24 protein-coding genes are annotated in these 24689 nt (G+C 36.4%); 17 read left to right on the top strand and 7 right to left on the bottom strand.

From position 1 onward, the window contains the following. Positions 1–17 precede the first annotated feature (17 nt). The 9 genes from IGK72_RS10600 (at position 18) to IGK72_RS10560 (ending at position 9169) form a co-directional block, all read left to right on the top strand. Positions 18–824 carry an ABC transporter permease gene (locus tag IGK72_RS10600; protein WP_002356510.1) on the top strand — a complete coding sequence of 269 codons (807 nt, stop codon included), beginning with the start codon at positions 18–20 and terminating at the stop codon, positions 822–824. Next, positions 824–1660, top strand: a complete 837-nt coding sequence (locus IGK72_RS10595) for an ABC transporter permease (protein WP_002356512.1) — start codon at positions 824–826, stop codon at positions 1658–1660. Before IGK72_RS10600 ends, IGK72_RS10595 begins: the two co-directional genes overlap by 1 nt. After that, the gene (locus tag IGK72_RS10590; protein WP_002376560.1) at positions 1657–2730 is read left to right on the top strand and encodes an ABC transporter substrate-binding protein; all 1074 of its coding nucleotides are present in this window, start codon (positions 1657–1659) and stop codon (positions 2728–2730) included. The genes IGK72_RS10595 and IGK72_RS10590 overlap by 4 nt, the downstream gene beginning before the upstream one ends. A gap of 149 nt (positions 2731–2879) precedes the next feature. Further along, positions 2880–3563: a TVP38/TMEM64 family protein gene (locus IGK72_RS10585; protein WP_002362276.1), complete on the top strand. Its 684-nt coding sequence runs from the start codon at positions 2880–2882 to the stop codon at positions 3561–3563. Positions 3564–3672: 109 nt separating this feature from the next. Next, positions 3673–4965: a GntP family permease gene (locus IGK72_RS10580; RefSeq protein ID WP_002359581.1), complete on the top strand. Its 1293-nt coding sequence runs from the start codon at positions 3673–3675 to the stop codon at positions 4963–4965. A 21-nt stretch (positions 4966–4986) separates the two neighbouring features. Then, positions 4987–6135, top strand: a complete 1149-nt coding sequence (locus IGK72_RS10575; RefSeq protein WP_165548632.1) for a glycerate kinase — start codon at positions 4987–4989, stop codon at positions 6133–6135. Positions 6136–6276: 141 nt separating this feature from the next. Continuing rightward, on the top strand, positions 6277–7290 hold the full coding sequence (locus IGK72_RS10570; RefSeq protein ID WP_002356518.1) for a CdaR family transcriptional regulator: 1014 nt from the start codon (positions 6277–6279) through the stop codon (positions 7288–7290). Between the two features lie 122 nt (positions 7291–7412). Continuing rightward, positions 7413–8315, top strand: a complete 903-nt coding sequence (locus IGK72_RS10565; protein ID WP_002362556.1) for a diacylglycerol/lipid kinase family protein — start codon at positions 7413–7415, stop codon at positions 8313–8315. 119 nt (positions 8316–8434) lie between these two features. Continuing rightward, positions 8435–9169, top strand: coding sequence for a YcjF family protein (locus IGK72_RS10560; protein ID WP_002384134.1), 735 nt, complete (start codon positions 8435–8437; stop codon positions 9167–9169). A gap of 283 nt (positions 9170–9452) precedes the next feature. Here the strand turns inward: IGK72_RS10560 and IGK72_RS10555 are convergent, their stop codons facing one another. The 4 genes from IGK72_RS10555 to IGK72_RS10540 all read right to left on the bottom strand — a co-directional run bounded on the left by IGK72_RS10555 (position 9453) and on the right by IGK72_RS10540 (position 15138). Beyond that, positions 9453–11162 (bottom strand): ABC transporter permease/substrate binding protein, encoded by a 1710-nt coding sequence (locus IGK72_RS10555; RefSeq protein WP_430608790.1) that lies wholly within the window; start codon positions 11160–11162, stop codon positions 9453–9455. Then, the gene (locus IGK72_RS10550) at positions 11155–12345 is read right to left on the bottom strand and encodes a quaternary amine ABC transporter ATP-binding protein (RefSeq protein WP_002388977.1); all 1191 of its coding nucleotides are present in this window, start codon (positions 12343–12345) and stop codon (positions 11155–11157) included. Before IGK72_RS10550 ends, IGK72_RS10555 begins: the two co-directional genes overlap by 8 nt. A 199-nt stretch (positions 12346–12544) precedes the next feature. Then, on the bottom strand, positions 12545–13177 hold the full coding sequence (locus tag IGK72_RS10545) for a GntR family transcriptional regulator (protein WP_002356525.1): 633 nt from the start codon (positions 13175–13177) through the stop codon (positions 12545–12547). Positions 13178–13191: 14 nt separating this feature from the next. Then, the gene (locus IGK72_RS10540) at positions 13192–15138 is read right to left on the bottom strand and encodes an ABC-F family ATP-binding cassette domain-containing protein (RefSeq protein ID WP_165548628.1); all 1947 of its coding nucleotides are present in this window, start codon (positions 15136–15138) and stop codon (positions 13192–13194) included. A 213-nt stretch (positions 15139–15351) separates the two neighbouring features. Here IGK72_RS10540 and IGK72_RS10535 point away from each other — a divergent pair, with 213 nt between their 5' ends. Continuing rightward, positions 15352–16002, top strand: coding sequence for a redox-sensing transcriptional repressor Rex (locus tag IGK72_RS10535; RefSeq protein WP_002359595.1), 651 nt, complete (start codon positions 15352–15354; stop codon positions 16000–16002). Between the two features lie 378 nt (positions 16003–16380). Then, the gene (locus IGK72_RS10530; RefSeq protein WP_002404858.1) at positions 16381–17232 is read left to right on the top strand and encodes a hypothetical protein; all 852 of its coding nucleotides are present in this window, start codon (positions 16381–16383) and stop codon (positions 17230–17232) included. 66 nt (positions 17233–17298) lie between these two features. Here the strand turns inward: IGK72_RS10530 and IGK72_RS10525 are convergent, their stop codons facing one another. From IGK72_RS10525 to IGK72_RS10515, 3 genes are all read right to left on the bottom strand, one after another. Continuing rightward, positions 17299–17538: a hypothetical protein gene (locus tag IGK72_RS10525; protein WP_002404859.1), complete on the bottom strand. Its 240-nt coding sequence runs from the start codon at positions 17536–17538 to the stop codon at positions 17299–17301. 112 nt (positions 17539–17650) lie between these two features. Then, positions 17651–18304, bottom strand: coding sequence for a CPBP family intramembrane glutamic endopeptidase (locus IGK72_RS10520; RefSeq protein ID WP_023894750.1), 654 nt, complete (start codon positions 18302–18304; stop codon positions 17651–17653). Between the two features lie 18 nt (positions 18305–18322). Beyond that, on the bottom strand, positions 18323–18499 hold the full coding sequence (locus IGK72_RS10515) for a hypothetical protein (RefSeq protein ID WP_002356530.1): 177 nt from the start codon (positions 18497–18499) through the stop codon (positions 18323–18325). Between the two features lie 232 nt (positions 18500–18731). Between IGK72_RS10515 and groES the strand changes: the two genes are divergently transcribed. The 6 genes from groES to IGK72_RS10485 all read left to right on the top strand — a co-directional run bounded on the left by groES (position 18732) and on the right by IGK72_RS10485 (position 24648). Then, entirely contained in the window at positions 18732–19016 is a 285-nt protein-coding gene (gene groES, locus IGK72_RS10510; protein ID WP_002356531.1) for a co-chaperone GroES, read from the top strand. Positions 19017–19073: 57 nt separating this feature from the next. Beyond that, on the top strand, positions 19074–20699 hold the full coding sequence (groL, locus tag IGK72_RS10505) for a chaperonin GroEL (RefSeq protein WP_002362559.1): 1626 nt from the start codon (positions 19074–19076) through the stop codon (positions 20697–20699). Between the two features lie 302 nt (positions 20700–21001). Then, the gene (locus IGK72_RS10500) at positions 21002–21721 is read left to right on the top strand and encodes a response regulator transcription factor (protein ID WP_165548626.1); all 720 of its coding nucleotides are present in this window, start codon (positions 21002–21004) and stop codon (positions 21719–21721) included. A gap of 23 nt (positions 21722–21744) precedes the next feature. Beyond that, positions 21745–22455 carry a hypothetical protein gene (locus IGK72_RS10495; RefSeq protein WP_002359600.1) on the top strand — a complete coding sequence of 237 codons (711 nt, stop codon included), beginning with the start codon at positions 21745–21747 and terminating at the stop codon, positions 22453–22455. 16 nt (positions 22456–22471) lie between these two features. After that, the gene (locus IGK72_RS10490; RefSeq protein ID WP_002397087.1) at positions 22472–24019 is read left to right on the top strand and encodes a glucosaminidase domain-containing protein; all 1548 of its coding nucleotides are present in this window, start codon (positions 22472–22474) and stop codon (positions 24017–24019) included. A 218-nt stretch (positions 24020–24237) separates the two neighbouring features. Continuing rightward, on the top strand, positions 24238–24648 hold the full coding sequence (locus IGK72_RS10485) for a GtrA family protein (RefSeq protein WP_002367164.1): 411 nt from the start codon (positions 24238–24240) through the stop codon (positions 24646–24648). The last annotated feature ends 41 nt before the right edge of the window (positions 24649–24689 follow it).

Raw genomic sequence — 24689 nt, 5'->3', positions numbered from 1 at the left:
CGAAAGGGGAAAATAAAATGAAAACAATGCGTCGAATTTATTCGATTCCCTATGTAATGTGGTTACTTTTATTCGTCATTGCGCCAGTGCTAATGATTATTTATCAATCATTTTTCGATATGAATGGCCAGTTTACTTTGGCGAATTACCAAACGTATTTTACATCAGGAACGTATTTAAGTATGACCATTAATTCAGTGTGGTATGCTTTTCTGATTACCATTTTTACGTTATTGGTAAGTTATCCTACGGCTTATTTTTTGACAAAGCTCAAGCATAAACAGTTATGGTTAATGCTCGTTATTTTACCAACGTGGGTGAATTTATTATTAAAAGCTTATGCCTTTATTGGGATTTTCAGTATTCATGGGAGTATCAATCAGTTTATGAGTTTTATGGGTTTGGGTACGCACCAGATTCTGTTTACAGATTTCAGTTTTTTATTTGTCGCAACGTATATAGAAATTCCATTTATGATTATGCCGATTTTTAATGCTTTAGAAGAGATGAATCCTTCATTGATTAGTGCTAGTCGGGACTTAGGAGCTAGCAGTGCGGAGACGTTCCGCCGTGTCATTTTTCCTCTCTCCCTAAACGGTGTGAAAAGTGGCGTTCAAGCTGTCTTTATTCCTTCGCTCTCGCTCTTTATGTTAACGCGTTTAATTGGCGGCAATCGGGTGATTACGTTGGGAACGGCGATTGAGGAACACTTCTTAGTAACGCAAAACTGGGGCATGGGTTCAACAATTGGTGTGATTTTAATTGTTGCCATGTTTATTGTGATGTTGCTGACGGGTGAGAAGAAGAAAGGGCGTGGCAAATAATGCAAAAGAAAAAGTTTAAATGGTCTTATGTGTATTTATTCGTTGTCTTTGCGCTACTGTACGCACCAATCTTTTATTTGATTTTTTATTCGTTTAACGACACGCAAACGATGAATCAGTTTACTGGTTTTACGTTAGATAATTATCGGAACGTTTTCGAAGACACACGCTTGTTAACCATTGTTCTGAATACGTTTTTGCTAGCTTTCTTATCGGCTTTAATAGCAACCATCATTGGAACATTTGGCGCGATGGGGATTTATTATACAAAACGTCGTAAAAACCGGAACACGTTGCTTAGCTTTAATAACATTTTACTCGTTTCACCAGATGTTATTATTGGAGCCAGTTTCTTAATTTTCTTCACGGCAGTAGGGTTTATCAGTTTAGGTTTTACAAGTGTGTTATTGTCGCATATTGCCTTTAGTATTCCAATTGTTGTTTTAATGGTTTTACCAAAACTACAAGAGATGAACGATTCTATGGTAGATGCGGCACGGGATTTAGGGGCCAATAATGTTCAAGTGATTAAAAATATTATTTTGCCTTTTTTAGCGCCAGGAATTATTGCTGGCTACTTTATGGCCTTTACTTATTCGTTGGACGATTTTGCCGTAACATTCTTTGTGACAGGCAATGGTTTTTCAACATTATCTGTTGAAATTTATTCACGAGCACGTCAGGGAATTAGTTTAGAAATCAATGCCTTAAGTGCGTTAGTATTCCTATTCTCAATGATTCTAGTTGTCGGTTATTACTTTATCAGTAAAGACAATACGCCAAAACGTTTAAAGAAAATGCGTCGGGAACAAAGTGAGGTGGCCAAGTTAAAATGAAAAAATTACAGTCACTTTTTATTGGAATTATCGCTATTATTGTCATCTTGTTTTTTGGCGTCCGCCAATTGGAGAAAGCAAGTGGCATGGCAGGAGCAGATACCTTGACCATTTACAATTGGGGGGACTATATAGATCCAGCCTTGATTAAGAAATTTGAAAAAGAAACAGGCTATAAAGTCAATTACGAAACCTTTGATTCTAATGAAGCTATGTATACAAAAATTCAGCAAGGTGGTACAGCCTATGATATTGCCATTCCTTCTGAATATATGATTCAAAAAATGATGAAAGCGAAGATGCTTTTACCACTTGATCACAGCAAATTAAAAGGCTTAGAAAACATTGATGCACGCTTTTTAGATCAATCCTTTGATCCCAAAAATAAGTTTTCCGTTCCGTACTTCTGGGGCACGTTGGGGATTATTTATAATGATAAATTTATTGACGGCCGTCAGATCCAACATTGGGATGATTTATGGCGCCCGGAATTAAAAAATAATGTCATGCTGATTGATGGCGCTCGCGAAGTGTTAGGATTATCTTTGAACAGTTTAGGCTATTCGTTAAACAGTAAAAACGACCAACAATTACGTCAGGCTACCGATAAGTTAAACCGATTAACGAACAATGTCAAAGCAATTGTTGCCGATGAAATCAAAATGTACATGGCTAATGAAGAAAGTGCAGTTGCTGTAACTTTCTCTGGTGAAGCTGCTGAAATGCTAGAAAACAATGAACATCTACATTATGTGATTCCCAGTGAAGGCTCTAATCTCTGGTTTGATAACATTGTGATGCCTAAGACAGCCAAAAATAAAGAGGGTGCCTATGCATTTATGAACTTTATGTTACGACCAGAAAATGCGGCACAAAATGCAGAATATATTGGTTATTCCACACCAAATAAAGAAGCTAAAAAACTATTACCAAAAGAAGTTGCCGAAGATAAACAATTTTATCCAGATGATGAAACTATCAAACATTTAGAAGTTTACCAAGACTTAGGTCAAGAATACTTAGGAATTTATAACGATCTGTTCTTGGAGTTTAAGATGTATCGGAAATAAAAAAAGTATCTTCGTAACTTTCGAATCGCCCCTAAAAGTTAGATTTTTAGTCTAACTTTTAGGGGCGGCTTTTATTCATACAAGCTTCTAATTGAGGCACAAAGAATCCTGTGCTACACTTTGTATAAAGCATAAAAGGAGCAAAGAAAATGAAGAGGAAAACAATCCGAATACTACTAATCAGTAGCGGGCTTATTTTAATCCTGCTGGTAGGTTACCGTTTGTATCTAGAATATCAAACAGATATTCAATTATTTTTGAATCCTAAAGCTAGTAAGACACAATTATTAGAGCGAATTCGTTCACATGGTTTTTCAGCAGCGCTATTGTTGGTTTTTTTGACCGCGATCATGTGTGCAGTACCAGGGATTCCGACCTCAGTAATTGGTGTGATTGCAGGATTGAGTTTTGGTCCCTTCAGCGGCACACTCATTAACGTTTTAGGGAATAGTATGGGAAATTTGGTTGCAATCTTTTTGATGCATCATATAAAATTTTTAGATAAAAAAACGGAGACCAATCATTGGGTCCAGTCCATTCGACGGATGAAGCATCCAAAAATTGGGATTATGGTGGGCTACATGATTCCAATTATTCCTTCTTCTGTGATTAATTTTGCTGCAGATACTATGCAGTTGCCATTAAAAAATTTAATAGCCGCTATATTCATTGGTGTAATTCCTTCCTCAATACTTTACGCATGTGGAGGCGAAGCGCTATTTCATGGATATAATAAAACGGCAGTATTGTTAATTGTGAGTGTTCTTTTGTTCGTTGGATTGGTGGTCATTATTGAGAAAGATAGAAAAAGATTTCAAAAAACTGTTCTTTAAGAACGGTTTTTTTGTGCATTTGAACAATAAATCCTGTTAAATTTACAATTTTAAAAAGAAAGGACTTTGATAGAATGAAAGCGTAAACAATTTAAGGAGCTGATTTTGAATGCCAGATATTACAATATCTTGGGTTGCTGCAATTTTAGGATTAGTTGTAGCGATAGTATTAATTTTGAAAAAATTTAATCCTGTGTATTCCTTGTTTTTTGGTGCAATTGTTGGTTGTCTTATTGGAGGCGCTTCCCTGTCAGATACAGTCGCTGTTCTATTAAACGGAACACAAAGTATTATGGGAACCGCAATCCGTGTCTTAGCAGCCGGCATGTTGGCGGGTGTGATGATGGAATCTGGTGCGGCAGAATCAATTGCCAACGCCATTGTACAAAAGCTTGGCGAGAAAAAAGCTATTTTATCTTTGGCATTATCCACAATGGTAATTACAGCAGTGGGCGTATTCATTCCTGTTGCAGTGTTGATTGTTGCCCCGATTGCTCTATCTGTTGGGAAAAGTACGGGTATCAGTAAGTTATCATTATTGATTGCCTTATCAGGTGGCGGCAAAGCGGGCAATATTATTTCGCCTAATCCAAATACTATTGCAGCGGCGAACGGCTTTGATTTACCTCTAAGTGACGTTATGATTGCTGGCTTTATTCCAGCCGTATTTGGCTTAATTACAGCTGTTGTTCTTGCAAATATTATGAGAAGTAAAGGATCAATGGTCAAAGAAACGGATCTTGTGGAGGAACAAACAAAAGAATTATTACCTTTGAAAAAGGCGTTAATCGCGCCAGTGTTAGCGATTGTCTTATTATTACTTAATCCGATTGGCGCCGTTTTAAATATTTCTTTCATCAAAAGTTTGAATATTGATGCTCTGTATATTTTGCCGTTCGCTTCAGTTGTTGGGACAATTGCGATTGGGCAAACAAAACAACTGGCCTTTTATGCATCTTCTGGCTTGAAGAGAGTAACCGATACCGTTTTAATTTTAATTGGTGCAGGTGCAATTGCTGGATTAATTTCTGTTTCTGATTTATCAACACAAATTGTCCACTTAATTTCTGTTATGGGAATTTCTGGAACCTTCTTGGCACCGATTTCTGGTATTTTAATGGGCTTAGCAGTTGGTTCAACATCCACAGCGGTTATTTTAGCGACAGGTTCTTTTGGACCAGCGATTTTAGATATGGGCACATCTTCACTTTCAGCAGCAGTCATGGTGCATACTGGGGCAACTGTGATTGATAGTGTTCCTCAAGGCAATTATTTCCATATTACGGCACAAAGTATGAATATGACGATTAAAGAAAGAATTCGAGTGATTCCTTATGAAATGTGTGTCGGTGGGGTAATGACGATTGTTGCAACCATTTTATATGGCTTTATTTTAAACTAGTTGGAAAGTAGGCGCGAAAAGATGACGAAAAAATTTGTTTTGGCTCCAGACTCATTTAAAGAAAGTATGAGTGCAAAAGAAGCCTGTCTGGCAATGGAAAAAGGGATTTTAGCTGTATTTAAAGATGCAGACATTCAACACGTCCCGATGGCAGACGGTGGGGAAGGAACGGTGGATTCCTTAGTGGATGCAACAGGAGGCACAAGAGTACCAGTGCGTGTGGCAGGACCGCTTCCTGATCAAATCGTTGAAACCTATTACGGCTTATTAGGTGACCAAGAAACGGTGGTCATTGAAATGGCGAAAGCCAACGGAATTGAATTGGTCAAAGCAGCAGAACGTAATCCCTTGATCACTTCTACTTATGGTACAGGAGAAATGATTCAACATGCGCTCAATCATGGGGCAAAAAAAATCATTATCGGCATTGGTGGTAGCGTGACAAATGATGGGGGTGCAGGTATGATTCAGGCACTTGGTGTGCGTTTGTTAGACAAGGAAGGGCAAGAATTGACACGTGGCGGTGGTGCATTAGATAAACTGGCGCAGATCGATTTAACACAGTTTGATCAACGCATTTTTGCTACCGAAGTTCTAGTAGCAAGTGATGTGAATAACCCACTAACAGGGCCAACAGGGGCGTCTCATGTCTTTGGCCCGCAAAAAGGTGCGACAGAAGAAATGGTGGCTCAATTAGATAAAAACTTAGCCCATTATGCAGCGATCATCAAAAAAGAGATCGGCATTGATGTTGAGATGATGCCAGGCGCAGGAGCCGCTGGCGGTTTGGGTGCAGGGTTACTAGCATTCACAAAAGCTCAGTTACGCCCAGGAATTGATATTGTCGTAGAAGTGAATCAATTAGAAGAAAAAATAAAAGCCGCTGATTATGTCTTTACTGGTGAAGGCGGTATGGATTTTCAAACAAAATTTGGCAAAGCCCCTTATGGCGTCTCACGTTTGGCCAAGAAGTATCAAAAACCGGTTTTCGCTTGTGCTGGCTATATCGGCAAAGATGTGGATGTCCTCTATGAAGAAGGGATGACGGCTATTTTTGGAATTTTGGCCAAAGCCGAACCATTGGAAGCAGCATTGAAAAATGGACCAGTTAACTTAGAAAGAACCGTTGAAAATATTGCTCGTACATTACAGCTGGTGCCTTGTGACTAAGAACTAACCATGGTATCATCAGTAATGAAAGCTGAAATAAAAATGTTCAGTCGTTGATCTGAAGAATTAAGCGTTTGGGACATAAGTCATTGCGGCTTATGTCCCAAACGCTACTCGCTTTTTAGAAAGTTGGCGATAGCAATGTTAAAATTAGACAAAATCCAAGCAAATAAAATTGTTGAAAAGTTAATGGCGGATATTCCTTATAACATCAATATTATGGATGAACGAGGAAAAATTATTGCGAGTGGAGATTCTGCTCGAATTGGGGAGCGCCATCGTGGCGCAGAAAGAGCCATCAATGAACGAAAAAATATTGAAATTTATAAAGATACTTCTTTAGAGAAAAAAGGCACCAATGAACCGATTATTTTGAATGATCACATTTTAGGTGTCGTAGGCATTTCAGGAGAACCAGACGAGGTGCGCAAATTTACCAAGCTTGTGCGCTCGATTGTTCTTTTACTGACAGAAGAATTAAATACACAACAAGAACGCGAAAAAAAGAAAAAACAAAAAAATCAGTTTATCCAGCACTTAATGCATGTTGATTCTGCTTACTCAGAAGCCTTAAAACTTGAAGCGTTGGAACTATATAACCTTCAATTAGATGACCAGAATCATTGTGTACTGACCAAGGACAAGCGCTTATTATCCAGTTATTATCCTGGCCATGAAATATTTGAATGGGAAAATTGTTATCTGGTGATTACTTCTGAACCACCTCAGATAACAAAGCCAGTAACAGAATACCTTGTGATAAGTTCGGAAAAAGCCACGATTCAACAAATGGTCCAAGAGGCACAAAACACGTATTTACTTCTATCGTTTCTTCAATTAGAAAAGGCTAAGTTTTACCAAGCAGAAGATTTTTTCATTCAAGGCATTTTTAATTTTCCTTTTCATATTGAATTGGATTTTTTTGAAACCATCCAGACGATTTATGATGAATACTATGAAACCGTTATTTTTTTCGCCAATCATAACTTAAACATCAATGAAACCTCACAAGTATTACATATCCATCGAAATACATTGAATTACCGCTTGAAACGAATTCATGAATTGACGGGGATGGATCCAAAAGTTTGGCAAGATTTTTGGAAATTGTTCTATTATTTTGCCTATTGCTTTAAAGAACGTTTTGAAAAGTAGTGAGGAGCAGGAATGCTTGTTTGTTAAGCAAGTGTCAGCATATTTTTCGCCAGAATCAAAAATATCTTTTATAATAATTGTAAGGAATCAAACGATTTAGATATCAATGAGGAGTGGTGCCAGTGAAAAAAGCAGTTTTAATTGTTAACCCCAGTTCTGGTGGTGAAAAAGCCAAAGAATTTGAAACGTTAGCAGAAGAAAAATTAAAGCAGTTATTTGATGAAGTTGTAGTGAAACAAACAGAAAAAGGCGGCGATGCAGAACAATTTGCCCGTGAAGCTGCGGAAAGTCACTTCGACAGTGTTTTCGTAATGGGGGGAGATGGAACCGTTAATGAAGGAATTAGCGGGTTGGCAGAACAAGCTTACCGCCCAAAATTTGGCTTTTTTCCTTTAGGAACGGTGAACGATTTAGCGCGAGCCTTGAATTTACCGATGGACCCTGAAGAAGCGATTCAACAATTAGATTTAGAAAAAACCAGTGCTTTAGATGTGGGGAAAATCAATGACGACTACTTTATGAATGTCGTTGCGATTGGGACGATTCCAGAGTCAATTAACGACGTGGACGTTGAACAAAAAACGAAGTTAGGAAAACTCGCTTATTTTATTTCAGGTGCCAAACATTTAGCGAATGCTCAAACGTATCCTTTTCATTTAAGATTGGATCAAAAAGAACAAACCATTGAAAGTAGTACCGTTTTAGTTGGCTTAACAAATTCAATCGGTGGGTTTGAAACATTATTACCAGAGGCCCAAGTGGATGATGGCAAACTTCATTTAGTTTATTTAAAAGATCAATCATTGTGGGATGCAGTAAAAGCAGTCCCAGATTTGTTAAAAGGCGTCGACCAGTCCACTGATAATTTAGTTTACCTAACCTTTAAAGAAGGAACAATCTCCTTAGAAAACCAAGAAGAATTAACCACTAATGTGGATGGTGATGAAGGAGCTGCTTTGCCAATTACGCTGGAAATTTTACCTAAACACTTGACGGTGTATTGCGGTGAAGAACAAACAAAATAGCTGATTTTTTGAGAAAAGCTAGAACATTTCTATTTGTTTAAAAAACAGATAAGTTCTGGCTTTTCAAATCATCTAAAAGAGAATCAATCAGAGGCTATGCTATACTTTGTTTCTACATATTGATAGATAAGGGAGTTAATGAGATGAGAAGAAAAAAACATAAAAACAAAAAGAAACAAGAACTTTTTGAAGAGATTGAAAAACAAGAATTAGCAGAACAAGAAACTAAGCAATTGAATGAAGAAATCGAAGACCCAGAATTTCGTTCTTTTTTTCAAGATGTCTTGAAAAAATTTCCACAAAAAACGTCTACGGCCATAATGAATGCTTTCGCAACTTCTAAAGGTAAAGCAGAACAATTAGTGACGAACAGTCAAACACAACTCGACAAAGTATTTGATGAATTTTTGGCTGGTGTTTCACCTGACGTGAAAAAGAAAAGTCATCAAACGATTCATTTTGCTGCATTGTCAGCAGCAATTATTGGGTTTTCGCCAATTCCGTTTTCGGATGCTTTTTTACTGGTACCTGTTCAATTAACTATGATGTCACGGCTGCATAAAATTTTTGGTCAGTCTTGGTCTGAAAGCTTAGGGAAAAGTTTAACCAAAGAATTAGTAGTGGTTAGTTTAGGTAAGAGCGCAGTCGGAAATATTCTAAAAGTGATTCCTGTTGTCGGAACTGTGACTGGTGGCATGGTCAATGCTTCAGTTGCAGTAGCAATTACGGAAGCGCTTGGCTGGGTTACCGTCAAAATGTTAAACGATGGTGTTGATATCTTTGATGATGTGATGTCTTTCAAAGGACAATTTTCAACATTATTTAAAGCCATCCAAAATGCTAAAAAGAAATAATCGCTGTATTGATTAACTAGGGTGAGACACATTTAAACTTTTTTAAGTAATTCGTAGCAAATTTCCAAGGTTTTCGTCACAAATTATTCACAGGTTCTCGTTAATATATAAGCATACCAACAAAACACCCAACATAAACACTTTTCATTTTTACTCCTCAAGTAAAAATAACTCCTTTCCACTCAGTCTACCCAACTGAGTGGTTTTTTTTGCGAAAAAAGAGGGCGTTGAACAATTTGTTCAACGTCCTCTTTTAATAGATGGGGAAGTCATTTGTTAAGAATTATTTTTTCCATTCTGCTACTTGGTCTTTATGTGAATCAACCCAATCGCGTGCAGCTTCTTGTGGGTCTTTGCCTTCGTTAATTTCTAACATGACAGATTCCATATCCTTAGTTGTCCAATGGAAATTATCTAACACTTTGTAAGCTTCTGGTTGATCTTCTTTTAGGCCTTGGCGAGCCATTGTGTGAATCGCTTCTTCGCCGCCCATAGTGCCTTTTGGATCAGCTAAATATTTTAAATCATATTTTGCAAACATCCAGTGAGGAGACCAGCCAGTAATAACGATGTCTTCGTTGTTTTTAATTGCTTGTCCTAAGGCGACAGTCATGGCACCTGATGAAGAAGTTTCAACAGACCAATCTTTCAAATTAGGATAAGCTTCTTTAGTTTTCTCTGCTGCTGCAACAACACCAGCCCCAGGTTCAATTCCAGTAATCTTTTTCCCAGCTTGATCAGATAAATCTTCGATAGTATCAACATCCATATAAGAAGGGACGACAATTCCTAGCTTCGCACCTTTAAGGTTTTCACCAAGGTCGTCTAATTTATCTTTATATTGTTTATATTGCTCTGCGTGAGTTCCTGGCAGCCACGCACCAACCATGGCATCTGTTTCACCTTTAGCTACAGATTCCCACATAATTGCGTTATCTAAAGGAGTCGTTTTAACATCATATCCCATATCTTTTAAGACTTCGGCAACCACATGTGTGGAGGCTACTTCGGTATCCCATTCCACATAAGAAAGGGAAATTTGCTTATCATTTGTTGTTGTAAAAATTGAAGCACCAACTAAGCCAGCGACAATTACAACAACCGCTGCAATAATCCCATATTTTTTCTTTTTAGAGGTGGCACCAGCTGCTTTAGGGGCTACTTTTTTATTATTTAAATGTTGAGTAAAACGGTCAATGATAATCGCTAAAATAACTAAAGCCACACCATTTACGAAACCGTTCCCGACTTGTGCACGTTGTAAAGCGGAAAGGACGCCACGTCCTAATCCAGGCGCACCAATCATTGAAGCAATAACTACCATTGATAGAGCTAGCATGGTTGTTTGGTTAACACCAGCCATAATCGTGTTTTTGGCTAAAGGTAATTCTAATTTGAATAATTTTTGCCATCCAGTACTACCGTAAGAATCAGCTGCTTCAACAAGTTCATTTGGCACTTGTCGAATTCCTAAGTTCGTAAAGCGAACGGTTGGTGGTAAAGCGAAGATAACAGAGGCGAAGACCCCAGGAACCATACCAATTCCGAAGAATGCAACGGCTGGAATCAAGTAAACGAAACCAGGCATTGTTTGCATGAAGTCCAAAATCGGTGTAATAATACTCTTGGCTTTTTCACTTTTCGCCATTAAAATCCCTAGTGGCACACCAATGATAATGGAAATAACACTAGAAAGTAAAACTAACGTAACGGTACTCATTAAATCGTTCCATAAGTTTTGATTATAGATAAACATTAAGCCGATAAACGTGAATAAACTTAAGCCAATTTTTTTATTAGAAATAAAGAAAGCAGCAATCGTTAATAGCACGATCAGCACAAGTGGTGGTACGGCTGTTAGTAAGGCAGTAATGTTGTCCATTACACTTTGACCAATTGTTTGTAAAAAGCTGAATAATCCAGCAAATGTTGAAGTTAACCAATCAGTAAAACTTTCAACCCAAGACGCGACAGGTAATTGATACTTATTCATGTTCGTTCACCTCTGTTTCTGCAAGTGCTTCAAGTACGCTACCACGGATGACCACGCCTAATAGTTTGCCGTTATCAGTCACAGCAAGAGGCGTTTGTGCATCATAAATCAGTGGAAAAATATCATTCACTAACATATCTTTGTCGATTGTTTGAATTTCTGGATCCACACATTCTACAAGAGAAGTCCCGTTTTTACGCGCTTCTAAAGCTTTTTCTGCGCGTACAACGCCTTTTAGTTGGCGTTTTTTATCCACGGCAAGTAACATACTCACTTCTTCTTGACGCATCCGTTTTAAAGCAACAGTTGGGCCATCAATTTCAATGTTAGTAGTTAAAGCAGGTACCATAATATTTTGGGCAGTTAAGACTTTTGAACGATCCACATCTTCCACGAAGGTTCGCACATATTCGTTGGCTGGGTTGGTTAAAATTTCTTCTCCAGTCCCAATTTGCATAATTTGACCATCTTTCATCAAAGCAATCCGGTCGCCGATTCGTAAAGCTTCATTCAAATCATGTGTGATAAAGATAATGGTTTTTTTGACATTTTCTTGTAAATCTAATAGTTCGTCTTGCATTTCACGACGAATTAACGGATCAAGAGCAGAGAACGCTTCGTCCATTAATAAAATTTCTGGATCGTTAGCCAAGGCACGAGCAAGGCCGACACGTTGTTGCATCCCACCAGATAATTGACTTGGTAATTGGTCTTTAAAAGCAATTAAGCTAGAATTTTCTAAGGCTTTTTCAGCTTTTGCTTGGCGTTCTTCTTTAGGAACACCACGAATTTCTAAACCATATTCCGTATTTTCTAAGATAGTTCGATGGGGGAAAAGACCAAAGTTTTGGAAAACCATGCTCATTTTATTTCGACGTACTTCACGTAATCCTTCTTTATCTAAAGAAGAAATATCTTGTCCATCAATATAAATATTTCCTGAAGTTGGTTCAATCAAACGATTTAATAAACGAATTAATGTTGATTTCCCACTTCCTGATAACCCCATAATAACGAAAATTTCGCCTTCTTCAACTTCGAAATTTACATCATAAACACCGACTGTGGCACCCGTTTTTTCTAAAATTTCTGTTTTGCTTTTGTTGGCACGAATCATTTCAAGTGCCGGTTTGGTTTTCTTACCAAAGATCTTGGTAAGGTGATTTACTTTTACTTTTGGCAAATCATTGTTCCTCCTCATTAAAAAAGTGACTACATCAGACTACTATAAAGTTGTCACTTTGTCAAATTAGATGAAAATCTTTCTGAAAATGAAGAAAAACAGTATTTTAACTAGGTTTTATAGTGGTTTTTTATGAAAAATAGAAATAATAAATAAAAAAAGTGACTATTTACCGCAAGATAAGTAGTCACTTTTTTGTTTAAGGATAAAAGAAATTCTGCACTCGTTGTAAGGTTGATTCGTCATGTCCAACAAAATAAAGTGTGTCGTTCAACGAAATCTTTGCATATGGACCAGGTGAGACCAGAAGCTCTTCTTTGTGTTTGATGGCGATAATCGTTGCCGAAGTGTTTTGCCAAAAATTCATTTCGCTAATCGTCGCCTCAAGATAAGCAGCTTCTTCTGTTAAAACTAATGAATAAGGATTCATTGGATTGAAAGAATCAAAACGCTTTGTTTGTTCAACAAGAGTATCTAGAATGCTAGAAAAATGAGTAAGTTCTTCTTTTTGTTTCGCTACGCTATCTAGCAATTCTTCTTTAATTTCAGCAATCGTTTGAACGTCTTGATATTGTGTCACAAAGTCCTGCGCTTTTTCTTTTGATGCCACATAGAAGCCGCTGCCGTGTTTGGCTTTAACGATTTCTAAATCAACTAAAACGATAATGGCTTTGCGAGCTGTTTCTGGCGACACTTGGTATTGGTTAGCTAGGGTGGAACGGGCATGAATTTTATCTCCAACATGTAATTTGCCTTCTGCAATTTTTTCCGCAACATCAACGGCGATTTGTTGATATTTGGGCTTCGTTAAACTGATTTTTTTGGAAGCCATAGTGAATCCCTCCGTTAATTGTTATTTTCCATTTCTTCTAATTCTAAACTGAAATTTTCCCATTGCTCAAGTAGTTCATCTTGTTGCTGACGAGCGTCATCTAATTGTTGGTTTAAAGCCAGCAATTCAACATGATTTTCTAGAATGTCTGGTTGACTCATTTGTGCTTCTAATTGTGCAATTGTCGTATCTAACTGAGCAAGATTTTCTTCGACTTGTGTTATTTTTCTTTGCAAAGTACGGAGTAATTTTTGTTGCTCCTTGTTTTGATAAAAGGTATTTTTGGCTGTAACTGGTTCGGGTTTTTTCGCCGCTTCTTCATTAGCTAAGAGGGCAGCGATTTCTTCTTCCTCTTGTTTCTTTTCTAAATAATAATCATAGTCGCCTAAATAAAGTTTGCTGCCTTTTTCAGAAAGCTCAACAACTTTTGTTGCAATTCGATTGATAAAGTAACGGTCATGGGAAACGAAGAGGATGGTTCCTTCATAATCAATCAGCGCATTTTCTAAAACTTCTTTATTATCGATATCCAAGTGGTTGGTTGGCTCATCGAGAATCAAGAAATTGTCACGATCCATCGCTAATTTTGCTAATGCCACACGGGCTTTTTCGCCACCACTTAATAAAGGAATCGTTTTTTCAACATCATCTCCACTGAAGAGAAAGCCGCCTAAAATACTTCGAATCTCTTTTTCAGGTGTGATTGGGTGTTCATCCCATAATTCCGCTAGGACCGTTTTATTGCCATGTAAATTGGCTTGCTCTTGGTCATAGTAACCTACAGAAACATTGGTGCCAAAAGTTTTACTTCCTTTAATGAAAGGAATGCGGTCAATAATTGATTTCAAGAGAGTGGATTTACCAATTCCGTTCGGTCCGACTAAGGCAATGGCTTCTTTGCGACGAATATCCAAGTGAATAGGTTCGGATAAAATATGTTCTTGGTCGTAACCAATGGCGGCATCTTCGACTTGTAAAACAACATTTCCCGAGACTTTTTCACTATCGAAAAGAAAATGCGCCGATTTTTCATCTCCTTGAGGTCGGTCTAAACGGTCCATTTTTTCTAATACTTTTCGGCGACTTTGTGCACGTTTCGTTGTAGATGCACGAACCAGATTTTTGGCAACGAAATCTTCTAACTTATTGATTTCTTCTTGTTGCTTTTCATACGCTTTCCATTCACTGGCTAATTGTTCTGCTTTTAACTCTAAGTATTTGGAATAGTTTCCTTTGTAGTGAGTCATTTTTTTGCGACTCAGTTCATAAACTTCATTAACTACCTTATCTAAAAAATAACGATCGTGGGAAACAATTAATAGGGCGCCGGGATAACTTGGCAAATAAGATTCCAGCCAAGAAAGCGTCTCGATATCTAAGTGGTTTGTAGGCTCGTCCAGAATTAAAATGTCTGGTTTTTGTAAAAGCATTCTCGCTAATGCAAGCCGGGTTTTTTGACCACCAGATAAGGTTTGAATATCTTTCGTGTAAAAGGATTCATCAAAGCCAAAGCCGTGAAGGACTGAACGAATTTCATTTTCATAGCCGTAGCCATTTTTTTCAGAAAACGTATGTTGCAATTGATCGTACTCTTTTAAAATTCCTTCATAAACGGAAGTGGTTGGATCCATTTCACTAATTTTAGTTTCTAATTCTCGCATACGCTGTTCCATTTCTAGGATGTCAGCAAAGGCTTTTGTCATTTCTTCCCAAACGGTTTTATCTGATTCTAAGCCGGTATTTTGAGCTAAATAACCTAACGTAGCAGTTTTATTTTTGGCAATGGTTCCGCTATCGGGAGCATCAATGCCTGCAATGATTTTTAAAAAAGTCGATTTTCCAGCACCATTACGACCAACTAAGGCAATCCGACTTTTTGTTGCAATTTCTAAATGTATGTTTTCAAACAATGTTTCCGAGCCAAAATGCCGGGCAACTTGATTTGCTTGTAATAAAATCATCAGTAGTCCTCATTTCTAAATTCATTGCCCTTAGTGTAGCATAAAATCTGCTAAAATAGCACGTATCAAAAAATGCTTTGTGAAGGTTTATACCTTTTATCACAAACTTTTGAAGAAAAATGCTATTTTTGAGCCATAGAATTGCTTTTTATTGTGAAAAACTGCTATTATGTTAATGGATAAGATTTAAGTGAAAGTATTGGAGGTCCAATTGTGAAAGATCAAGTTATTCCAAAAGCAACGGCGCGACGCCTTCCTTTATATTATCGCTACTTAAGAATGTTACATGATACAGGAAAAAATAAAGTCTCATCAACTGAATTAAGTGAAGCGGTACAAGTAGACAGTGCGACTATTCGTCGTGACTTTTCATATTTTGGTGAATTAGGTAAACGTGGGTACGGCTATGATGTTGAAAACTTAATGAACTTTTTTGCAAAAACATTGAATGAAGATGAGTTAACCAATGTCGCATTAATCGGGGTTGGTAATTTAGGAAGTGCTTTATTAAAGTACAAATTCCATCAAAGCAACAGTATTCGTGTAAGTTGCGCATTTGATGTGAATGAAGATATTGTGGGACGCATTGTTGACGGTATTCCGGTTTATCCAATGGAAGATATGATGGAACAAATCCGTGTTCAACAAATCGAAGTAGCTATTTTAACTATTCCAGCTCGCAAAGCGCAAGAAGTTGTGAACAAACTTGCCGAAGCAGGGGTTAAAGGAATTCTAAACTTTACGGCTGCGCGTTTAGTAGCGCCACCTGAAGTATTAATTCAAAATGTTGACTTAACCAACGAATTACAAACATTAATTTATTTCTTACATCATGACAATGAATTATTGGAAGAAGAAGACTAAAAAAGAGATTTAAGGTCGTATTTGAATGAGTGAAATAATATTATTGTTTTTACAAAAAAGGAATAAAATAATAAAGCTAATCTTATTTATGAATAAGATTAGCTTTTTCTGTTATTTACGTAAAATTCATCTTTCTTTTCGTTTTTACTATGATAAAAGGTTGATTAACTTGTGTTAATGAATAAAAAAGTTATTTTTAATTTTTTAAATTATTAAAAAAAAATAACGAAAGTAGTTCTTGTTGTTTTTTTATAAATGATAAACTTAATATGTATTGTCTTTTTTTTTATAAATATGTTACGTTAGATATATAAAAGAATAAGGAGTGATTTTTTGAGGAAAATAATTGTAAGCGTTTTTTTAGGGGTTGTTGTTTTAATGTGTGATGTTGTGCCGGTTTCTGCTGCTGAGAATAATTACGCCATATCAACAGAAAATCAAGATTTGATTAGTGCTGCTATCGCAAGAGAAGAATCGAATAAAGATTACTTAGATGGTGTTATTAGAATATTTAATGAGTTAGAATCAGAGGAAAGTTTTAATAAATCTTTAAATGAGTCTTTAACTGAACTTTCCAAGTATGATGAAGAGCAAAGTGCTCTTTTGGATAACTACATGAAAGAAGTATCTTCAGAAGTCCAAAACAATGAACTTCAGGTTTTGCCTGAAAATAGAATTACTACAAGAACAATAACACCTGCTAATCCCGCGTATGCTACGGCACTTAGTGCATACAAAGCTGGTATATTGTTAGTGCAACGTAGAGGACATTGGCAAACTGCAAATTACATGAATCACGCTATTGCTTCTTTGTATAATGTTACATGGAATCCTAGTTGGCGGCCTCCTACTTATTACAATAGAAATGATACGTGGGCAAATATAGTAGATGGTGAAGAATTAGTGACTGCTTATTATTCGCGATTGAAAGCCGAAGCTTTCAGAGGTGGAAGAACTTCAGGTTCGTTTACTGGAAGTTATACTTTTAATTCTGGTCATTTGCTTACAGCGTTAAGGGGCGTGAGCTATACAGTTTCTTATAGAAAACAAGCCAATGGAAATTATTGGACACAAACAAAGGTTACAGATATTTTTGATTTCAAGTGGGAACAAAACGGTTATGATGGCAATTTTGGAGTAGGTTTTGGAAATAATTATGCGTATGCAATGCAGCGGGCTGGATATATAAGACCTTTCAAAATAGAGATTGTGAAAGAAATCTCGAGATAATGAATGAGAGAAAAATAAAAGATTCAAAGGATTTTTTCCTCTGAATCTTTTATTTTTTGCTTTCAATTACTTTCTTTTTATTTTTAAATAAATTCCAACTATGAAAAAAAGAAGAGAAATAAATTGTAACTGTCTTCCTAATTTTAGATTAATCGCAAACTCATTCAATAGAATCTTCTTTTCTTCATACGTCATATTACTAGTGCTAACTGGTATAAAATTTACTGATAAAATCGTTCCAATTAAAAGTATTATAAAGCCTAATAGGAGTATTATTTTAAAATTTATTTTACTAAAAAATTTCATTGTTAAGTTCTCCTTTTTGATTATACAACATTATTTGTTGAATGAGAGTTATTAATTTGGAACATTATCTAAAGTTAGTCCCAAAAAATCTAACTTTAAATAATGCTCTTTTTTAGTTGATCGTTGTCTGTGCTAAGGTTAATTGAATCAGTATTACCAAGGAATTCATGCCGCAATGGGCAATAACTGAGGTCCAAATTTTTCCAGTTTGCTTGTACAAAAGAGCAAAGAAAAATCCCATAAAGAAATAAACAAAAAAGTGACCATCGGCATGTGCGAGTGAAAAAATCGCCGAACTAACAGTAGCCGCAATCCAGAAATTTGTAAAAGGCTGGATTAAATGGATAAATGCATAACGAAAGACGAATTCTTCCATAATCGGACCACCGATAGTAGTTGCCAAAATAAATAAAGGATTTGCCAAAATCACCGCTACAATAGCTTGTGTATTTTGAGAAGTAGCTTGTTCTCCTGTGATGGCTACTTCAATGGCAAAAGTAACCCCTTGAATCAGCATGGCAATGAAAATCCCACTAACACCTAGTAAAAAAATAAAAATAGGTGATTTCAAGGTTGCTGTTTCCTCTAAAGGAGAAGGTTCTGTTGTTTTTAAAAAGATGCCAATCATTACAAGGGCGCCAATAATGTAGAGAGCAGTTGTCACATTAATCGCTGCATTGGGGGAAATACCCGAAAAAAGTAACGGCCCGAAAAAAGCGATAATGTATGTGACTAAAATAAATAAACTTGATTTTCTTAAGGTCATGGTTAATCCTTTCTATAATTATTTTTTACGATTATTGCGATATCCTAATAAAAGAAAAACGAATAAGAAAAAGAAAAGAGATTCCCAAAGTGTCGAAACAATTCCTTCTGTGACACTGAAAACAAGATTTCCTAAATTCGCTATCACAAAATAAACGAATGTTGCTATTAGTGCTGTAAGTAAACGTTGTTTCATTTTATTCGCCTCCAATCGTAGTCAATTTATTTTACCATGAATTAAAGGATTGGAAAAACATTCCATGAAAAAAGAATACTCAATAAAAAATGCGTATCTTATAATTGACAAGAAAAAGAGAGAAAAGACTTGCATTTTTAGAGTGAAATGAGTATTATAAATAGTGTGAGTTAGCACTCTTATGTATCGAGTGCTAAAATAAGCGAAAACTTTTTATTTGGAGGGATTTATTGTGTTAAAACCATTAGGCGATCGCGTCGTAATTAGAGTCGCGAAAGAAGAAGAAAAAACTGTTGGAGGAATTGTTCTTGCATCCGTTGCAAAAGAAAAACCACAAACAGGTGAAGTTATCGCAGTAGGTGAAGGTCGTGTGCTTGAAAATGGCACAAAAGTTCCGATGGAAGTAAAAATTGGTGACACAGTAATGTTTGAAAAATATTCAGGAACAGAAGTGAAATACGAAGGCGTAGAATACTTAATTGTATCAGCCAAAGACATTATTGCCACTGTTGAATAATAAACAACTTTTACAGAATAATATAATAGAAGAAAAAAATTATGAGGTGAAGAAATCATGGCAAAAGAGATTAAATTTGCAGAAGATGCACGTGCAGCAATGCTACGCGGAGTAGATGTATTAGCAGATACAGTGAAAGTGACATTAGGCCCTAAAGGTCGTAACGTTGTTTTAGAAAAATCATTTGGTTCACCATTGATTACTAACGATGGGGTAACAATTGCTAAGGAAATTGAATTGGAAGATCATTTTGAAAACATGGGTGCAAAATTAGTTTCAGAAGTTGCTTCTAAAACGAATGATATTGCTGGTGACGGAACAACAACAGCGACTGTTTTGACACAAGCCATTGTTCGTGAAGGTTTAAAAAACGTAACTGCTGGAGCTAACCCATTAGGTATTCGCCGTGGGATTGAATTAGCAACAAAAACAGCAGTAGAAGAATTACACAATATTTCATCTGTAGTTGATTCAAAAGAAGCGATTGCACAAGTCGCTGCTGTTTCATCAGGTTCTGAAAAAGTCGGCCAATTAATTGCTGATGCAATGGAAAAAGTTGGTAACGACGGCGTAATTACCATTGAAGAATCAAAAGGGATTGAAACAGAATTAGATGTGGTTGAAGGAATGCAATTCGACCGCGGTTATTTATCTCAATACATGGTTACTGACAACGATAAAATGGAAGCTGTTTTAGAAAATCCATATATCTTAATTACCGACAAAAAAATCTCAAATATTCAAGATATCTTACCTTTATTAGAACAAATTCTACAACAAAGCCGCCCACTATTGATCATTGCGGATGATGTTGATGGGGAAGCTCTACCAACATTAGTATTGAACAAAATCCGTGGTACATTTAATGTTGTCGCAGTAAAAGCGCCAGGATTTGGTGACCGCCGCAAAGCGATGCTTGAAGATATTGCTATTTTAACAGGTGGTACAGTAATCACTGACGACTTAGGGTTAGAGTTAAAAGACACAACTATTGAAAACTTAGGAAATGCTAGCAAAGTAGTTGTCGACAAAGATAACACAACAATTGTCGAAGGTGCTGGTTCAAAAGAAGCCATTGATGCCCGCGTTCATTTAATTAAAAACCAAATCGGCGAAACAACGTCTGATTTTGATCGTGAAAAATTACAAGAACGTTTAGCTAAATTAGCTGGCGGGGTTGCTGTCGTTAAAGTCGGTGCTGCAACTGAAACAGAATTAAAAGAATTAAAATTACGAATTGAAGATGCATTAAATGCAACACGTGCCGCTGTAGAAGAAGGCATGGTTTCTGGTGGTGGTACCGCACTTGTCAATGTAATTGGTAAAGTCGCTGCGCTAGAAGCTGAAGGCGATGTGGCAACAGGGATCAAGATTGTCGTTCGTGCATTAGAAGAACCAATCCGTCAAATCGCTGAAAATGCTGGTTATGAAGGATCAGTGATTGTTGACAAACTAAAAAATGTTGACTTAGGTATCGGATTCAATGCAGCTAACGGTGAATGGGTAAACATGGTTGAAGCCGGTATTGTTGACCCAACAAAAGTAACTCGTTCTGCCTTACAAAATGCAGCTTCTGTGTCAGCTTTATTATTAACAACTGAAGCAGTTGTTGCAGACAAACCAGAACCAGCTGCACCAGCTCCTATGATGGATCCATCAATGGGCATGGGCGGTATGATGTAAAAATAAAAAAGTATTCTAAAAGCTTACGATTGAAAAATCGTAAGCTTTTTTTTACATAAAGAATAAATAATCTAAATAATATCTTTGCTTATGGTGTTTTCTCAAATATTTACTCAATTAACAAAAAAGATGATAATTTAAAGGCTTCGTTTTAGCTAGACAGCCTTGTTTTTATTCGATAAAATTTAGTAATAACAATCATTTTTTGAAAACTAGTAGTTGGTAATTTTTATTTATTAATATAATATAAATAAAAATTATTATATTTTGAAGGGGAATATTAGGAAGATTGAGGTGGAAAAATGGAAAAATATACAATTGGTGTCGTTCCTTTGACAATTGAAACAAAAGAATACTGTCAAAATTGGTTTGTTAGTAATCAAGTAGAATGTCAGATCATCCAAGGAACAAATATACTTCTTCATTTGCACCATATTGATGGATTAGTGATTGAAGTTACTGACCACCAGCAAGTAAATACTTGTTGTGAGTTATTAATGGCGATTCGCAAGCAGTCAGATTTACCGATTTGGTTATTTTCTCGGACAGAAGTAATTAGTAAAGTCAATCGAATTATTTATTTACAATTAGGTGCAGATGGCGTTTTTGATCATTCTTATGATCGTCAAGAATGCATGTTAAGCATGAGTAATTTATTGCAACGTGTAAAAAGACGTTTTTATCCTAAATTAGCTATTGCAAACGAGGAACAAACAGTTACTAAGAATCTTTCTGAGAGATTGTATTTAATTGCGCCAAATTTGAGTGTTTGCTTGGGAAGTGGAGAAGAAATTCTTTTAACAAAATTGGAATTTTTCACAATAGAGTATTTATACAAACACGCAGGACAAACAATTACATATGAAGAACTCTACAAAAATGTCTGGAAAGATACTGCGAATGAACGAAAATATCGTGTCGCTAATGTGATTTTCCATTTGCGCAAAAAAATTGAACAAGATGTGAACAAACCACAATATATCAAAACAATTCGTTCAAAAGGCTATATGTTAACGGTGTAAAAGGTACGAAGGGGGAGAAAAAGATGTGGCAATTTTTGACTAAAAACAATGAAGATGAGGAGTATGAGAAGATGCCGGATTTTGAAAATGAACAATCGATGAAAGCACAACCAAAGGTAACAGAGGAAGCAAGCTTTGATGACGAGGTTGTTTATGCAAAAGAGCAAGCTGCAAAAGTTAAGCAGGTCCAGCAACAAGTGCCGACTGAACTGTCAGAAGAATCATTTTCTTTTGTTGAAAAACTAGAAGAAGAAAATCAACTATATCAGCAATCCATTAAAAAGCTAACGGAGCAATTATTAATGCAAACCAATGAAGTGGAAGCATTACAAAAACAAGTAGTCGAAAAAGATGTTCAACTTAAACATGTTAAAGAAACATTAAGTGATAAAGAAACAACTATCACTTCTTTACAGAAACAATTGTCTGAAGAAAAGATGCAACAGAGACAGACCAGTGAAGAGAATTTAGACACAGCCGTTACGCTTTCTCAAAAAGAAATTGGCGAAGTGTTATTGGAAGCCAAACGTCAAGCAAAAGAAACAATTAGTCAAGCCAAACAACAAGTTGCAACAGTTCATGAAGAAATGGAACAACGTTTAGCAACTTTAACACGCATGAAGCAAGTGGCAAGAGAGTACCAAGCTTATTGTGAACAAATGCTGACAATCAAGAATGAATCAACAGGAACGTACCAACAGATAGAGCAGTTATTAGCAGAAATAAAGAGGTAAATGAAGGAGAAATGCGATGAAAAAAAGAAAGGCGAGATATTTGAAGTTGGTATGTATTGGAATTTTAGGGATTTATGCGGGCGCCAGTTACTACAATTCGGAACCATTAATCGCTCAAGAAGAGACCGAAACGAGGGACGAAAGTCGACAGCTATCGCTGGAAGAAAAAAGAGCGGACCAAGCCAATCAAGATCAAGGAACCCTTACTTCTTCAACGCTGAACGAAACAATAATAAGTTCGTCTGAACAACAAGAAAGCTCAACACAAAATGACACCAGTGACCATCCAGAAAATAATGTGGAACCTTCAGAATCTGAAAATAGTTTACCGCCACAAGAAAAGCCAATTGCTAGTACTAAACCAACCGAATCGTTACAAAGTGAGCAACCAGCGTCTGAAGAGCGTAAAGCACTCACTGAAAAGCCGCCTCATAATCAGGAACCACAAAATTCTACATTAACTGAAAAGACCAAAGAGCCGTTGGTACATTCAGAGATAGACAATAGTCAAGAAAAGGAAAAGCAAGCAGGAATTCAACAACAAGCCGAGGCAAATTTTGTTGTCCAAGAGAATGCTTCTACTTCTGAGTTTATTAGAAAAATCGGTGAAGAAGCACGAGTTATTGGTCAGCAACATGATCTATACGCTTCTGTCATGATAGCTCAAGCTATTTTAGAAAGTGGCTCGGGCAATAGTGCGTTAGCAGCGCCGCCTAATTATAATTTGTTTGGCATTAAAGGCGCTTATCAAGGTCAAAGTGTCAGCTTTCCCACACAAGAAGATGATGGTAAAGGGAAGATGACCACCATTCATGCCGATTTTCGTCAGTATCCATCCTATAAAGAGTCATTAACAGACTATAGTAAATTAATCATCAATGGGCTGGCTGGTAATCCAACGTTTTATCACGGCGTTTTGAAAGCAAACACGACGAATTATCAGCAGGCAACAAAATTTTTAACAGGTCGTTATGCAACGGATACATATTACGATAAAAAATTAAACGCGTTGATTGAAACCTATCAATTAACTGAATACGATCAAGAAAAGAAGAAACCAGTAGTGACTAATTTGGCAGAAGAAAAGAAACCTTCGTTTGATAAGGAAGCAGTCAAAGAACAGCTAAAAAAAGAAGCAGTCATCTATGAAGTAAGCAAAGGAGATTCTCTCGCCACCATTAGCCAGACGTTTGGTGTGTCAGCAACAGCCATTTTAAAGCAAAATTCAAAGACTCAAGAAATGTTTTATATTGGCCAAAAAATCACGATTCCTCAGCATACAGCGGCGACTTCTCTAGAGCCGAAAGAACAAGCGTTACTTCAATCACTAATAATCAGTAAATCGGTGACTAATGCTTTGGAAACAGCAGAGCAATCAAATGGTACAGCGAATGACTCAAAAACAGAGTCTACTGAGTATTATGAAGTAAAAAGAGGAGAGACACTCGCAAAAATTGCTAAAAAAACGGGCTATTCCTTAACCGCCCTCAAGCAGGCAAATGACTTAACGTATTCTGTATTAACCGAAGGACAAACGATAGCACTTCCTAAGCTAAAGGACTAATGCTGATTTAACTTATTGGTCGATAGAGTCAATATATTATTAGACGAAGAGTAGAGGAAAAGTTCATTCATGGATGAACTTTTCCTCTACTCTTACTATGTTTTTCATAAATACTTAATAAATAGTAAAATTAGCAAGAGAATTGTGTCTTTACACAAAATAGATAGGTTTTCTTGCCGAAGTTTGATAAAATGATTAGTTGAAAGGATGCGTGAAAATTGAAAGAATTATTTCGTAAATACCGAGAAGTACTGGCTTATTTATTTTTTGGTGGTGCAACGACTGTCGTCAACTTAGTTGTGTTTTTTGTTTGTCAAAATGTGTTAGGGCTGGATTACAAGATAAGTAACGCAATTAGTTGGTTTTTATCTGTTCTATTTGCCTTTTTCACGAATAAATATTGGGTATTCGCAAGTAAGCATGAAAGCATAGCTGGTTTTTTTAAAGAAATGGGCTTATTTTATTGGTACCGAATTTTATCTTTTGTGGCTGATATGGGTTTAATGATTCTCCTAATTGATGGCATTCATTTTTCATCGTTTTGGGCGAAAATGATTACACAAGTTGTAGTAGTGATTTTAAATTATTTCTTCAGTAAGTTTTTCATTTTTAAAGAAAAAGAGGTCTAAGCAGATTTTAGGCTAAAAAAAATTTTTTTGTTATAATATAA

Origin of the sequence: Enterococcus sp. DIV0183 (assembly GCF_050541505.1) — a bacterium.
Classification (GTDB): domain Bacteria; phylum Bacillota; class Bacilli; order Lactobacillales; family Enterococcaceae; genus Enterococcus; species Enterococcus faecalis.
The sequence above is the reverse complement of the archived record's forward strand: the minus strand, read 5'-3'. Positions and strand labels throughout refer to the sequence as shown.

What these genes read in the sequence shown, in the direction of transcription:
- IGK72_RS10500 (WP_165548626.1), top strand. Translation starts at nt 21,002, where the DNA reads ATGGAAAAATATACAATTGGTGTCGTTCCTTTGACAATTGAAACAAAA.
- IGK72_RS10530 (WP_002404858.1), top strand. Translation starts at nt 16,381, where the DNA reads ATGTGTGATGTTGTGCCGGTTTCTGCTGCTGAGAATAATTACGCCATA.
- IGK72_RS10545 (WP_002356525.1), bottom strand. Translation starts at nt 13,177, where the DNA reads ATGGCTTCCAAAAAAATCAGTTTAACGAAGCCCAAATATCAACAAATC.
- IGK72_RS10540 (WP_165548628.1), bottom strand. Translation starts at nt 15,138, where the DNA reads ATGATTTTATTACAAGCAAATCAAGTTGCCCGGCATTTTGGCTCGGAA.
- IGK72_RS10570 (WP_002356518.1), top strand. Translation starts at nt 6,277, where the DNA reads ATGTTAAAATTAGACAAAATCCAAGCAAATAAAATTGTTGAAAAGTTA.
- IGK72_RS10590 (WP_002376560.1), top strand. Translation starts at nt 1,657, where the DNA reads ATGAAAAAATTACAGTCACTTTTTATTGGAATTATCGCTATTATTGTC.
- IGK72_RS10575 (WP_165548632.1), top strand. Translation starts at nt 4,987, where the DNA reads ATGACGAAAAAATTTGTTTTGGCTCCAGACTCATTTAAAGAAAGTATG.
- IGK72_RS10585 (WP_002362276.1), top strand. Translation starts at nt 2,880, where the DNA reads ATGAAGAGGAAAACAATCCGAATACTACTAATCAGTAGCGGGCTTATT.
- IGK72_RS10520 (WP_023894750.1), bottom strand. Translation starts at nt 18,304, where the DNA reads ATGACCTTAAGAAAATCAAGTTTATTTATTTTAGTCACATACATTATC.
- IGK72_RS10515 (WP_002356530.1), bottom strand. Translation starts at nt 18,499, where the DNA reads ATGAAACAACGTTTACTTACAGCACTAATAGCAACATTCGTTTATTTT.
- IGK72_RS10495 (WP_002359600.1), top strand. Translation starts at nt 21,745, where the DNA reads ATGTGGCAATTTTTGACTAAAAACAATGAAGATGAGGAGTATGAGAAG.
- IGK72_RS10600 (WP_002356510.1), top strand. Translation starts at nt 18, where the DNA reads ATGAAAACAATGCGTCGAATTTATTCGATTCCCTATGTAATGTGGTTA.
- IGK72_RS10525 (WP_002404859.1), bottom strand. Translation starts at nt 17,538, where the DNA reads ATGAAATTTTTTAGTAAAATAAATTTTAAAATAATACTCCTATTAGGC.
- IGK72_RS10580 (WP_002359581.1), top strand. Translation starts at nt 3,673, where the DNA reads ATGCCAGATATTACAATATCTTGGGTTGCTGCAATTTTAGGATTAGTT.
- IGK72_RS10595 (WP_002356512.1), top strand. Translation starts at nt 824, where the DNA reads ATGCAAAAGAAAAAGTTTAAATGGTCTTATGTGTATTTATTCGTTGTC.
- IGK72_RS10490 (WP_002397087.1), top strand. Translation starts at nt 22,472, where the DNA reads ATGAAAAAAAGAAAGGCGAGATATTTGAAGTTGGTATGTATTGGAATT.
- IGK72_RS10555 (WP_430608790.1), bottom strand. Translation starts at nt 11,162, where the DNA reads ATGAATAAGTATCAATTACCTGTCGCGTCTTGGGTTGAAAGTTTTACT.
- groL (WP_002362559.1), top strand. Translation starts at nt 19,074, where the DNA reads ATGGCAAAAGAGATTAAATTTGCAGAAGATGCACGTGCAGCAATGCTA.